A 13,186-nucleotide genomic window follows, 5' to 3' on the forward strand; every position below is an offset into this window, starting at 1 on the left:
GAAGAGGGAGACGGATGCGGCACACCGACGACAACCAGGCCACTTCGGCCGCCCCGGTCGACGGCGCCCCGGCGGCACCGGACGGCGCGCTGGAGACGCTGGTACGGGCCCGGCTGGCGGAGCGGGTCGGCGCCGAACTGGCCCGGGGCATCGGCCGCGAGGAGAAGTTCCACGACCTCGGCGTCGACTCACTGGACATCGTGACGGTCCTCGCCGGGCTGGAGCGGGAGTGCGCCGTCGAGCGGATCACCGACGGCGAGCTGTGGGACATCGCGGACTCGGTCGGCGCCCTCGTACGTCATCTGTCCGCGCACGGCCGGCTCCCCGGGGAGGCCCGGTGAACGGCCGGGCCGCCGTCGCCGTGACGGGTCTCGGCGTCCTCTCCCCCGGCGGCGCGGGCGTCGACGCCCTGTGGCGGGCGTGCGGGAGCGGCGACGTCGCCTTCCGCACCGTCGGGCACTTCGACGTGTCCCGCACCGGCGCCCGCCTCGCCGGGTTCGTCCCCGACGAGGCGGCCGGACCCGGCGCGCCGCCGCCCGGCGATCCGGCCCGCCTCCCCTACCTGGTGCACCGGGCGACGCGTGAGGCGCTCGCCGACGCCGAGGCCCGCACCGGCGGCGCGGGGCGCCGGGCGCGTACCGCGCTGGTACTGGGCAGCACCGACAGCGGCGGCTGCCCGTCCGCCGCCGCCTGGCGCGCCTGGCGCGACGGGCGCTCCCCGGACCCCGGCGCCGGGTGGTCGCCGTACGCACCGCCCGCCTGGGACGGCCCGGTGATCCAGGTGGGCAACGCCAGCGCCGCCGGGGCCGCCGCGCTCGGGGTGGGCGCGGACCTGCTGCGCGGCGGAGTCGCCGACCGCGTTCTGGTGTGCGGGGTGGACACCGTGACCGAGACCGCGTTCCAGGGGCTGGCGTCGCTGCGCACCCTCAGTCCGGGCGGCTGCCGTCCGTTCACCACCCGCCGCTCCGGCATCCGGATCTCGGAGTGCGCCGCCGCCCTGGTGCTGGAGCGCACGGCCGACGCCCCCCTGGCCCGGCTGCGCGGCTGGGGCAGCAGCAACGAGGCGAGCCAGGCGGCCCGCCCCGACTTCGAGGGCGTCGCCAAAGCGGTGCGCCGGGCGTTGGAGGACGCCGGGGCCCGGCCGACGGAACTGGACTACGTGAACGCGCACGCCGCCGGGACCCGCCATGGCGACGTGGCCGAACTCCGCGCCCTGGAAGAGGTGCTGGGCGGCCACCTGCCCCGTATCCCCGTCGTCAGCAGCAAGGCGGCGCTCGGCCACTGCCAGGGCGCCGCGGGCACCGTGGAGGCGATCGTGACCGTACTGACCCTGATGCGCGGGGAGGTGCTGCCGACGCTCGGGCTCGCCGACCGCGACCCGCGCTGGGACCACCTCAACCTGGGCGACAAACGGCCCGACCGGCCGCCGCGCACGGCGCTGACCATCTCGTGCGGCCTGGGCGGCTCCAATGTGGCGGTGGTGTTCAGCCGTGGCGACTGACACCACGGGCACCGCCCGGATCACCGCGGCCGCCGTGCGCGCCACCGAGCGCGCGGTGCCCCGCGTCCCGCAGGACACCGCGGAACTGCCCCGGATGCCGCTCGCCGTGCGCGACGTGCTGGGCCCCGAACTCCTCGCCACCGCGCGCCGGGCACTGGCCGCCGCGGGCATCGGCGCCGACGACGCGCGGACGCTCGGCTGCGTCACCGCCGCGCACCGGGCCACCGCGGCCACCGCCGCGTACATCGCCGAAGTCCTGGACGGGCCGGGCCCGCGCTGGCTGGCGCCCGAGTGCTTCCTGCACTACTCACCCCACTCGCTGACCGGCCTCCTGTGCATCGAACTCGGGCTCGACGGGACCGCCGTCACGCTGACGGGGCCGTCCGGCGGCGTCGACGCGCTGGGCTACGCCGCCGCGATGGTCTCCTCGGGACGGCTGCGCCGGGCCCTGGTGGCCACCGCGCACTGGGCGCCGCCCGCCTGCCCCGGGGCGACCGGGCCGCTGCCGCTGCGCACCGCCGCCGTGGTGCTGGACGGTGCCGGGGGCTGGGGCAGCGTCACCGGCTGGCACCCCGGCGGCAGCCATCCCGCCGTCCGTGAGGCCGGTGCGGCGTCCGGCCGGAAGGGGGCCGACACCAGCGAGGTGTTCGCCGCCCTGGCCGAATGGCACGCCCTGCGCCCGGCCGACCCCCTCGAACTGCGGGGCGGCGGCTCGCGCCTCGTGCTCCGCCCGGGAGGTGCGGCGTGACCACTGCCGCGTCCACCCTGCCCGGCCTGCTCGCGGCGCGCGCCGCGGCGACCCCGGAGCGCGCCGCGCTGGAGCACCAGGGCGGCGCCGTGACCTGGGCCGGGCTGGCCGCCCGAGTGCGCCGGGCCCGGATCCGGCTGCGGAGCGCCGGGCACCGGCCCGGGGCCCGGGTCGGCATACTGGCCCGCAACCGTCCCGGCACGCTCGTCGACCTGCTCGCCTCAGTCGCCGAGGGCGGGGAGGTCCTGCTGTACGACGAGCGGGCCACCGCCCACGAACACCGTCAGGTGGCCGCGCTCGCCGGGGTGTCCGACTGGCTCCCGCCCTCGGCCGCCGGCCGCACCGAAGACCCGCCGGGCAGCGGAGGCACGCCGCCCGGGGAACCCGGGGAAACCGGCCGGGCGCCGTTTTTCGGCCTGGTCACGTCGGGCACCGGCGGGCTGCCCAAAGTGGTGCGCAAGCACTGGGGGGCGACCCTCGCGAACGCGGAGAACTTCGCCGCGCTCGCCGGATACCGCGGCGACGACCGGATCCTGTGCACCACCCCGCTGCACCACGCCTACGCGTTCGGGGTGGCCGTGCTGCCGGCCCTGATCACCGGCGCCACGCTGGTGTTCGCGCCGCACCCGGCCGCCCCGGCGACGCTCGCCCGTACCCTTCGCGACAGCCGCGCCACCGTCGTGCAGAGCGTGCCGTTCCTCTACCGGGCCCTGCTCGACTGCGGCGAGCCGTCGGCCCCTTCGGCCCTGCGCGTCTGCGTCAGCGCGGGCGAGCCGCTCTCCGCCGAGCTGGCCGGCGCCTGGGCCGCTGCCGCCGGCGTACCGCTGCGCGACCAGTACGGGTCCACCGAGTTCGGCCAGATCGGGTACGCCGCCGACGCCCCCGGCGGCCCGCTGCGGCTGGTGCCGGGCATCGAGGCGCGGCTGCGCGCCCCCGACGGCACCTGGCTCACCGCGCCGGGCCCGGACCGCACCGGCGAGCTGTACCTGCGCCAGTCCGACGCCGGGCCCGTCACGTACTGGGGCCCGCCCGGGCTCGGCGAGGCCTGCCACGCCGACGGCTGGTTCCGCACCGGGGACACCGGACGGCTGCCGGCGCCCGGCCGGATCGTCGTCGAAGGCCGGACCACGCGGCGCATCTCGGTGGCCGGGCGCAAGGTCGACCCGGACGAGGTGGAGCGGGAGCTGCGCGCCGTGCCGGGGGTGCGCGACTGCCGGGTGGCCGCGCCGCCCGAAGGGAGCGCCGGGCACGGCGACCGGTTCGTGGCCTTCGTGGCCGTCGACCCCGGGGTCACCGAGACAGCGGTGCGCCGGCACCTGGCGCGCACCCTTTCCTCGTACAAGGTGCCCACCCGGTTCCATCTGTGCGACGCCCTGCCGCGCACCGGCACGGGCAAGGTGCACATGGCCCGCCTGTGGCAGTACGCCGACCGGGCCCCCGTACCGGGTTCCGGCCGGGAGGCGGCCCGATGACCGGGCGGACGGAGGCGGCCGCGCCGGTGTACGAGGCGGTCACATCCGGCAGCTACGCACTGCTCTTCCCGGGAGCGGGGGCTCAACTGCCCGCGATGGCGCGGAGGCTGTGCCGTTCCTTCGAGGAAGCGGCCGACGTGCTGGAGCGCGCCGACAAGGCCACCGGGCTCGGTCTGGCGCGGTTGTGCCGGGAGGGCACGCCTGCCGAGCTGGCGGCCCCGGAGGTCTCCCACCCGGCGATCGTGGCCACCGGCCTCGCGGCCGCCGCCGCGCTGCGCCGGCACCTGGGGGCACGCTGGACGCCTCCGGCCCTCGTCGGCGGGCACAGCCTGGGGCACTTCGCCGCTCTCGTCGAGGCGGGCTGCCTGGACTTCGACGACGCGCTGCGCCTGGTCGCCCGGCGCGCCCGGCTGATGGGCGAGCAGGCCCGGCTGCGGCCGGCCCTGATGGCCTCCGTGGGCGGTGTGCCGCCCGAGCGGGTGGCCGCCTGGTGCGCCGCCTGTCCTCCGGAGCACGGCGTGGCGGTGCCGGCCTGCTTCAACGGCCCGGAGCAGACGGTGGTGTCCGGCGACACGGCCGCCGTGCGCTGGGTCGGCGCCCGGGCCGAGGAGGAAGCGGCGTGCCGGGTACGGGAGTTGACGGCGGGCGTCGCCTCGCACTCCCCGCTGATGGACCCCGTGCAGCGGGAACTGCGGCCCGGCCTGGCGGCCGTCGCCCTGGCGCCGCCTGCCGTCCCCGTCCTGCTGAACAGCACCGGGCTGGCCACCCGCGACACCGGTGCGCTGCGCACGGACCTGCTGGACCAGCTCACCGTGCCGGTGCGCTGGAACGACGCCCTGCGCACGGTCGTCGCCGCCGGCCTCACCGTGGTGCTGGACACCGGCCCCGGCCAGGTCCTCGCCCGCGCCGCCGCGCTGCACCCCGAACTCGCTCCCGTCGCGCTGAACTTCATGCGCCCGCTGGAGAAGGCGGTGCCGCTGCCATGACCCACCGGAACGGGCCGCCCGGCCGCTCCGCCCTGGTGTTCGGCGGCAGCCGGGGCATCGGACTGGCCACCGCGCACGCCCTGGCCGAGCAGGGCCACCGGGTGACCGTCGCCGCCCGGGGCGTCGCCGACGGCGGGACGGGCCCCGCCGGTTTCCCCGCCGTGCGCTGCGATGTGACCGACAGCGCCCAGGTCGACGCCGCGTTCACCCGTACCGAGGCCCGGCAGGGACCGGTGCAGATCGCCGTGGCGAGTGCGGGCATCCGCCAGGACGGGCTGCTCCAGCGCACCGACGAGGCGTCGTTCCGGCGGGTGGTCGACGCCAACCTCACCGGGTCCTGGCGGATCGTGCGCCGCGCCGCGCCCGCGATGGCCGAGCACGCCTGGGGCCGGCTGGTCCTCGTCTCCTCCGTCGCCGCGGTGCTCGGCACGGCCGGCCAGGTCTCCTACGCGGCGGCCAAGGCCGGGCTGGGCGGACTGGCCCGCAGCGCCGCACGTGAGCTGGGCCCGCACGGAGTGACCTGCAACATCGTCCTGCCCGGCTTCGTCGACACCGCCCTCACCTCGGACCTGGCGCCGCGCCGCAGGGACGCCGTCGTGGCCGCCACCCCGCTGCGGCGGGCCGGCCGCCCGGAGGAGATCGCCGCCGTGATCGCGTTCCTCGCGTCCGAGGCCGCGGGCTATGTCACCGGCGCGGTGGTCCCGGCCGACGGGGGGCTCGCGATGGGCCACTGACAGCCGGTGTCCGAACTCCCCTGCCCCGTCCCTGACCCCCGGTCCTCTCCCGGCCCGCACCCTGCCCTGGAGCCCCCATGCGGACCCTGCTCGTGGACAACCACGACTCCTACAGCCACAACCTGTTCCAGCTCATCGCCCGCACGATCGGCACCGAGCCGATGGTGGTGCGCAACGACGACGCGGCGTTGCGCCGGCTGGACCCGGACGACTTCGACGCGCTGGTGATCTCCCCCGGCCCCGGACACCCGGGCCGGGCACGGGACTTCGGGCTCGCCGCCGACCTGCTGTCCGGCTCCGGGCTGCCCACCCTGGGCGTGTGCCTGGGGCACCAGGGCATCGCCCTGGCCACCGGCGCCCGCGTGGAGCGCGCGCCCGCGCCCCGGCACGGCCACCTCAGTGTGATCCGGCACCGCGGCGAGGACCTGTTCGCGCACATCCCGCAGCACTTCACCGGCGTCCGCTACCACTCGCTGGCCGTGCCGGAGCCGCTGCCCCCCGCGCTGGAGGCGACGGCCTGGGCGGAGGACGGTGTCCTGATGGGGCTGCGCCACCGGTCGTTGCCGCAGTGGAGCGTGCAGTTCCACCCCGAGTCCGTGGCCACCGAGTACGGCGCGGAACTCATCGCCAACTTCGCGCGCCTGGCCCGCGCCCACCGCCCGCCGCGCGGACCGGCCGCCCGGCGCGGACGCCGCGCACCGGCCGCCCGCCGCGGGCGCCGGACACCGCCCGCGACGGCAGCCGTGGGCGCCACGTCCGACGGGTACCGGCTGCATGTGCGCACCCTGTCCCTGGAGCCGGACACCGACGCGCTGTTCCGCGCCCTGTTCGCCCGCTCCCGCCACGCCTTCTGGCTGGACAGCTCCCGGGTCGAGCCGGGGCTCTCCCGCTTCTCGTTCCTCGGCGACGCCGGCGGGCCGCTCGCCGAGACCGTGCGCTACCGCGCGGGCTCCGGCGAGGTCGAGGTGACGGCCGCCGACGGCGGTGTGACCACGGTGCCCGGCACCGTCTTCGACCACCTGCGCGCGCAGCTGGCCCGGCGGCGGATCGCGGCCCCGACGCTGCCCTTCGACTTCACCTGCGGGTACGTCGGCTGGTTCGGCTACGAGCTGCGGGCCGACTGCGGCTCCCCACTGGCCCGCGCCGGTACGGGCGACGACGCGGCCTGGATCTTCGCCGACCGGCTCGTCGCCGTCGACCACGAGCGCGGCGAGACCCACCTGCTGTGTCTGGCCCGGGACGACGGCGAGGACGGCGAACGCGCCGCGGCATGGCTGCGGGAGACCGGCACCCGCCTCACCACGCTGCCGTCCCGCGCGGTGCGGCGGGAGGCCCACGCGGACGCCCGTGCCGTCGACGGGGGCCCCGCCGAGTCCTGGCTGGCCCGGAGCAGGGAGCAGTACCTGGCGGACATCCGGCAGTGTCACGAGGAGCTGCACGCGGGCGAGAGCTACGAGATCTGCCTGACCAACACCGTCCACGTGCCCGTCGAGGCGGACGCGCTGGCGGCGCACAGCCTGCTGAGACGGCTCAACCCCGCGCCGTACGCCGCGTTCCTGCGGTTCGGCGACACCGAGGCCGTCTGCTCGTCGCCCGAGCGCTTCCTGCGCATCACGCCGGACGGCACGGTGGAGAGCAAGCCCATCAAGGGCACCGCCCCGCGCGGCGCCGATCCCGCCGAGGACGCCCGCCTGAAGGCGGCGCTGGCCCACGACCCCAAGACCCGGGCCGAGAACCTGATGATCGTGGACCTGCTCCGCAACGACCTGGGCCGGGTCTGCGAGATCGGCAGCGTGCACGTGCCCCACCTGATGCGCGTCGAGAGCTATGCGACGGTGCACCAGCTGGTGTCCACCGTCCGCGGCACGCTCCGGCCCGGGACGGACGCGGTCGACTGCGTACGCGCCTGCTTCCCCGGCGGTTCCATGACCGGCGCGCCCAAACTGCGCACGATGGAGATCATCGACCGGCTGGAGGGCGCGCCGCGCGGCCTGTACTCCGGCTCGATCGGCTACCTCGGGCTGGCCGGGGGCGCCGACCTCAACATCGTCATCCGCACCGCCGTCCGGTCGGGCGGCCGGTGGACCGTCGGGGCGGGCGGCGCGATCGTCCTCGGCTCCGACCCGGCGGAGGAGTACCGGGAGATGCTCCTCAAGGCCGCCGCTCCGGTGCGGGCCCTGCTGCGCTCCGGGCGCGGGCCGACCGTACCCGCGGAGCCGCTCCCCCAGGTGGTCCCGGCCACGTTCCGGGCCTGACCTGTCCTTGCCCGTCCTGAGCCGTCCTGTCCGAAACCACCACAACGAACACCCACCCAACGAATCGGGAGACGTCATGACCGTCGAAAGCCGCCTGCTGTCCGTCCTCGCCTGCCCGGTCTGCGTCCAGCCGCTCCGGCTCGACGCGGACGAGGCCGGCCTGACCTGCCAGGGACCCGGGTGCGGGCGCGGTTACCGGATCGTCGACGGCATCCCGGTGCTGATCGCCGACGAGGCGCTCGCCGCCGCTTCGGTGTCCGGCTCGCTGGACTCCTGACCCCACGCACACGACGGGGGAGGACACCTGGTGAAGACCGAGCGCATGGCGCCGCCCCGCGCGGCCGGCGCCCGCCACCCGCGCGGGCTGCTGACGCTGTGGGGCGTCGAGATGTGGGAACGGTTCAGCTACTACGGCATGCGCGCGATCCTCGTGCTGTTCCTCGCCGCGCCGGCCGACGAGGGCGGTCTCGGTCTGGCCCCGCACATCGCGGCCGCCGTCTTCGGTGTGTACGGAGCGCTGGTCAACCTCCTGGCGCTGCCCGGGGGCTGGCTCGCCGACCGGCTGTGGGGGTCGCACCGGGCGGTGGTGTGGGGCGGGGTGGCCATCACCGCGGGCCATGTGCTCCTCGCGGTGCCCGGGGGCGTCGCCTTCACCTACACCGGGCTGCTGTCGGTCGCCGCGGGCACCGGCTTCCTCAAGCCCGGCATCTCCACGATGGTGGGCCGCCTGTACGACTCCGAGGGCGGCGCCGACCGGCTGGACAAGGCGGACACGGCGCGGCGCGACGCCGGGTTCTCGCTGTTCTACACGGGCATCAGCATCGGCGCCTTCGCCGCCCCGCTGCTCACCGGCTACCTCGGCGAACGCGTCGACTGGCACGCCGGGTTCGGTGCGGCGGCCGTCGGCATGCTCATCGGTCTGGTGATCTGCGTACGGGGCCGGGGCCGGCTGCCCGGCACCGTCCGCGCACCGGTGCGGACCGCTGCCGCGGCGGAGCTGCGGCGGGTGTTCCTGGCCTCGGGTGCCGCGGTGCTGTTCCTGGCCGTGGTGTTCGTGCTGTGCGTCCTGTGGGGGCAGTCCGCCACGGACGCGGCGATCCAGTCCGTGACGCTGCTGATCATCGCCGTGCCGCTGGTCCACTTCGTGGTGATGTTCCGTACGGTCGGCCTGGACCCGGTGGACCGCAGCAGGCTGGGCGCCTATGTGTGGATCTTCTTGGCGGCCTCCGTGTTCTGGATGATCGCCGAGCAGGGCGGCTCGCTGATCAGCCTGTTCGCCCGGGACCACGTCGACCGTGACCTGTTCGGCTGGGAGCTGCCCACCAGTTGGTTCCAGTCACTGGGCCCGCTCTACAGCATCGTGCTGGCCACCGCGTTCGCCGCGCTGTGGGTGCGGCTGGGCAGCCGGCAGCCCAGCACGGCGGCGAAGTTCTCGCTCGGCCTGGCCGGGCTCGGGGTGGCGACGCTGGTCATGGCCGGCGCGGCGGCCGCGGCGGCCGACGGCCGGGTCACTCCCCTCTGGCTGATCGTGGCGTTCTTCGTACAGATCCTGGCCGAGATGTGTCTGAGCCCCACCGGGCTGAGCGTGACCACCCGGCTCGCCCCCTCCCGGTTCGCCCACCAGATCATGAGCCTGTGGTTCCTGTCGGTCGCGATGGGCAGCGCGCTCAGCGCGCAGGTGGTGCGGCTGACCACCGTCTGGTCCCCCGCGGTCTACTTCACCGTGCTGGGGGCGACGGCCCTGCTCTGCGCGGCGGGGGTCGCGCTGGCCCGCAAGCGGCTGCGGCGGCTGATGCGCGGCGTGACCTGACAGCGGACGGCGGCACGCGAAGGGGCCCGCGGCGATCCCGCGGGCCCCTTCGTGTCTGCTCACCGCGCGCCGGCCGCCCCGGTGGCCGTCATCCACGCCTCGTACAGCTTGGCGTACCGCCCCCCGGGCTGGGCCATCAGTTCCCCGTGGGTGCCCTGCTGGACGATGCGCCCCTGGTCGAAGACGAGCACCCGGTCGGCCGCCTCGGCGGTCGACAAGCGGTGTGCCACCGACACCGCGGTGCGGCCCCGCGTGGCGCTCTCCAGTGCCCGCTGGAGGCGCTGCTCGGTGGCCGGGTCGACCGCGGAGGTGGCCTCGTCGAGGACCAGGAGGTCCGGGTCGGCGAGGTAGGCGCGGGCCAGCGCGACGAGCTGCCGCTCCCCCGCCGACAGGGCCTCCCCGCGCTGGCCCACCGGCGTGTCCAGGCCGCGCGGCAGCCCGGCCAGCCAGTCGTCGAGGCCCAGCTCGCGCAGGGCCCGCCGGGCGTCGTCCGCGGTCGCGCCGGTGCGGCCGTACGCGATGTTCGCCCCGACCGTGGTGTCGAAGAGGAACCCGTCCTGCGGCACCATCACCACCCGCTCGCGCAGGGAGGCGAACGGCACGTCCGTCAGCGGCACCCCGCCCAGCGTCACCCGGCCCGACACCGGGTCGGCCAGCCGGATCAGCAGTTTCGCGAACGTCGACTTGCCGGAGCCCGTCTCGCCGACCACGGCCACCCGGCTGCGCGGCTCGATGCGCACCGACACCTCGTGCAGCACCTGGGGGCCGTCCGGATACGCGTAGCCGACGTCCTCGAACCGGATCTCCAGCGGCCCCGGCTCCAGCGCGGTGCCCGCCGGCCCGGGGTCGGCGACGTCGATCGGCGTGTCCACCACCGCCAGGGCGCGGCGCCAGCCCGCGAGGGCGTTCTGCAGCTCGTTCAGCACCTCGGTGCTCATCTGGGCGGGCCCGATGAACAGCGTGACCAGGAACAGGAACGCCACCAGCTCACCCGCGGTCAGCCGGCCGCCCACGCCGAGCAGTACGCCCAGGCTGACCACGCCGCCGATGGCCAGCGCCGCCGCGACCTCGCCGCTGGAGAGCGTGACGGCCACCAGCCGCTGCGCCCGGCTCTGCGCCCGCCGGTGCCGCTCCACCGCCGTGTCGATCCGCCGTCCGATCAGACCGCCCGCGTCGTACGCGTGGATGACGGCGGCGCCCACCACGGCCTCGCCGGTCGCCGCGAGCATTTCACCGCCGCGGGTGCGCACCCGCCCGTACGCCCGTGACAGGCGGCGTTGCAGCGAGGGCAGGACCAGCACGAGCGGGACGAACACCGCCCACACCATCAGGGCCAGTTGCCAGGAGTAGGCGAACATCACCACACTGCCGACGGCCAGTTGGCACAAGCTGACCAGGAACATCCCGCCGAACTGGAGGAACGTGCTGAACTGGTCCACGTCCGCGGTGACCCGCGCCACCAGGTCGCCGCGCCGCTCCGTGCCCAGCGCGGACGCCGACAGGTCGTGCACCCGGCGGAAGGCCTTGACGCGCAGCGTCGCGAGCCCCGCCTCCGTACTGCGGTACAGGCGGTGGTTCATGCGGTACGTGACCCACGCGGTGGCCAGCACCACGACGGCGCAGACGCCCACCGTGGACAGCACGAAGCCGGTGCGGGGACCTCCGTCGGCGGTCAGGCCCTCGTCGAGGGTGATCTGTACGGCGATGGGCACGGCCACCCGTCCGGCGGCGGCGAGCAGGGCCAGGAACGCCACCACGAGCAGCCCCTCGCGCAGCCCCGGTGACACGTCCACGGCCCGGCGGAAGGTCGCCGTGGCGCTCCGCTGCTCACCCGTGATGCGGCTGCTCACGCCGTCCTCCCGTCCGTGATCCCGGTGCTCTGCGCGCCCTGCTCCTGCTCCTCGCGTTCGTACGCGGTGACCAGGGCGCGGTAGCCCGCGCAGCGGGCGAGCAGTTCGTCGTGCGTGCCGCTGTCCACCACGCGGCCCCGCTCCACGTACACCACGTGGTCGGCGAGGGCGATGGTGGCCTGCCGGTAGGCGACCAGTACGAGCGTGGACGGCACCCGCGCGCCGCGCAGCCCGCCCAGGATCCGGCTCTCCACGTACGGGTCGATGCTGGACGTGGCGTCGTCCAGGACCAGCAGCCGGGGACGCCGCACCAGCGCACGCGCGAGGGCGATCCGCTGGCGCTGGCCGCCGGAGAGGGTGGCGCCGCGCTCCCCGACCCTGGTGTCCAGGCCCTGCGGCAGTGCGCGCACCACGTCGGCGACCCACACCGCCTCCAGCGCCTCCCAGACCCGCTCGTCGGGCAGGTCGAGGCCGAGCAGGACGTTGCCGCGCACCGTGTCGTCGAAGAGCAGCGTCTGCTGCGGGACGAACGCCACCGCCGACGGCACCTCCCCCGAGCGCATCTCGCGGGCGTCGACCCCGTCCATCAGCACGTTGCCCTCCATCGGGTCGACGAGCCGCACCATCAGCGCCGCCAGCGTGGACTTGCCGGACCCGGTGGGGCCCACGATCGCCACGGTGCGCCCGGAGCCGACGGTGAGCGTCACGTCGTGCAGGACGGTGACACCGTCGTAGGCGTAGCTGACGCCCCGGGTGTCGAGGCTGATCGGCCCGGCGTCACCGAGCCGCAGCTCGCCGGTGGGCAGGTCGCCCTCGGCGTCCAGGACGTGCCGTACCCGCGACCAGCCGACGGTGCTGCGGGGCAGCTCGGCCAGGACCCAGCCGAAGGCCCGTACCGGGAAGGCGATCATGGTGAACAGGTAGGAGACCTGGACGAGTTCGCCGACGGTGACGGCGCCCGCCGAGAGCCGGAGCGTACCCACCGCGAGGACGGTGAGGATGCCCAGGTTGGGCAGCATGTCGAGCATCGGGTCGAAGCGGCCGCGGGTGCGGCCGACCGCCACGTTGGCGTCCCGCAGCCGGGCCGCGGCGTCGGCCATCCGCGAGGTCTCGTGCTCCTCCAGGCCGAGGGTCTTGACGACCAGCGCGCCGTCGAAGCTCTCGTGCGCGATGTCGCTGACCCCGGCCCGCAGGCTCTGCGAGTGGGCCGCCAGGGGCGTGAGCTTGCGCTGGTAGAAGACGTTGAGCAGGCCGATCGAGGGGAAGACCAGCAGGCTCACCGCGGCGAGCACCGGATCGACGGCGAGCATCGAGACGATGGCCGCGCCCAGCATGACGACGACCCCGATGGCGGTGGGCAGCGGCACGATGGGCGCCCACGCGGCCTCCACGTCGGCGTTGACGTTGGAGAGCAGCTGGCCCGCCGGGTGGCGCTGGTGCCAGGAGAGCGGCAGCCGCAGGTAGCGGTGGGCGATCTTACGGCGGTACGTGGCCTGGAGCCGGAACTGCATGATCCCCGCCCCGACCCGGCGGCCGATCACCCCGATCACACGCAGCATCGCCACCCCGAAGATGGCCAGGCCCGCGCCGATCAGCGCGCCCGCGGTGGTCCGGCCCTCCTCGAAGGCGGGCAGCACCACGTCCTCGGTGATGCGGCCCAGCGTCCAGGACGTCGCGACCGGGGCCACGCCGTACAGGCCGCTGGCGAGCAGCGCCGCGCAGAAGATCCAGGGTTCCTCACGTACGGCGACGGAGAGGACGCCCAGGCCGCTGCGCAGGGTCGACCGGTCGGTTGCGGACACGGGGTGGTTCCTCTCGTACGGTGTGCGC

Annotated in this window: 11 protein-coding genes; 9 read left to right on the plus strand and 2 right to left on the minus strand. The window is 75.6% G+C overall.

The features are described 5' to 3' along the window. The first annotated feature begins 14 nt into the window (after window positions 1–14). From CP973_RS28000 to CP973_RS28040, 9 genes are all read left to right on the plus strand, one after another. Window positions 15–341 (plus strand): acyl carrier protein, encoded by a 327-nt coding sequence (locus CP973_RS28000; protein WP_150246697.1) that lies wholly within the window; start codon window positions 15–17, stop codon window positions 339–341. Next, window positions 338–1,501: a beta-ketoacyl synthase N-terminal-like domain-containing protein gene (locus CP973_RS28005; RefSeq protein ID WP_150246698.1), complete on the plus strand. Its 1,164-nt coding sequence runs from the start codon at window positions 338–340 to the stop codon at window positions 1,499–1,501. The genes CP973_RS28000 and CP973_RS28005 overlap by 4 nt, the downstream gene beginning before the upstream one ends. After that, window positions 1,491–2,249, plus strand: a complete 759-nt coding sequence (locus CP973_RS28010) for a hypothetical protein (RefSeq protein WP_150246699.1) — start codon at window positions 1,491–1,493, stop codon at window positions 2,247–2,249. The genes CP973_RS28005 and CP973_RS28010 overlap by 11 nt, the downstream gene beginning before the upstream one ends. Continuing rightward, a complete protein-coding gene (locus CP973_RS28015) occupies window positions 2,246–3,721 on the plus strand; it encodes a class I adenylate-forming enzyme family protein (RefSeq protein ID WP_167538532.1) in 1,476 nt (491 codons plus the stop codon). The genes CP973_RS28010 and CP973_RS28015 overlap by 4 nt, the downstream gene beginning before the upstream one ends. Next, a complete protein-coding gene (locus tag CP973_RS28020; RefSeq protein WP_150246701.1) occupies window positions 3,718–4,707 on the plus strand; it encodes an ACP S-malonyltransferase in 990 nt (329 codons plus the stop codon). Before CP973_RS28015 ends, CP973_RS28020 begins: the two co-directional genes overlap by 4 nt. After that, window positions 4,704–5,441 carry an SDR family oxidoreductase gene (locus CP973_RS28025; RefSeq protein WP_150246702.1) on the plus strand — a complete coding sequence of 246 codons (738 nt, stop codon included), beginning with the start codon at window positions 4,704–4,706 and terminating at the stop codon, window positions 5,439–5,441. The genes CP973_RS28020 and CP973_RS28025 overlap by 4 nt, the downstream gene beginning before the upstream one ends. A 77-nt stretch (window positions 5,442–5,518) precedes the next feature. Continuing rightward, window positions 5,519–7,696, plus strand: coding sequence for an aminodeoxychorismate synthase component I (pabB, locus tag CP973_RS28030; protein ID WP_150246703.1), 2,178 nt, complete (start codon window positions 5,519–5,521; stop codon window positions 7,694–7,696). A 76-nt stretch (window positions 7,697–7,772) separates the two neighbouring features. Beyond that, entirely contained in the window at window positions 7,773–7,973 is a 201-nt protein-coding gene (locus CP973_RS28035; protein ID WP_150246704.1) for a Trm112 family protein, read from the plus strand. A gap of 30 nt (window positions 7,974–8,003) precedes the next feature. Next, window positions 8,004–9,506 carry a peptide MFS transporter gene (locus CP973_RS28040; protein ID WP_150246705.1) on the plus strand — a complete coding sequence of 501 codons (1,503 nt, stop codon included), beginning with the start codon at window positions 8,004–8,006 and terminating at the stop codon, window positions 9,504–9,506. Between the two features lie 59 nt (window positions 9,507–9,565). Here the strand turns inward: CP973_RS28040 and CP973_RS28045 are convergent, their stop codons facing one another. Next, the gene (locus CP973_RS28045; RefSeq protein WP_150246706.1) at window positions 9,566–11,356 is read right to left on the minus strand and encodes an ABC transporter ATP-binding protein; all 1,791 of its coding nucleotides are present in this window, start codon (window positions 11,354–11,356) and stop codon (window positions 9,566–9,568) included. Then, window positions 11,353–13,158, minus strand: a complete 1,806-nt coding sequence (locus CP973_RS28050) for an ABC transporter ATP-binding protein (RefSeq protein ID WP_208853317.1) — start codon at window positions 13,156–13,158, stop codon at window positions 11,353–11,355. Before CP973_RS28050 ends, CP973_RS28045 begins: the two co-directional genes overlap by 4 nt. Window positions 13,159–13,186 lie beyond the last annotated feature (28 nt).

This window comes from Streptomyces albofaciens JCM 4342, from assembly GCF_008634025.1.
GTDB lineage: Bacteria > Actinomycetota > Actinomycetes > Streptomycetales > Streptomycetaceae > Streptomyces > Streptomyces albofaciens.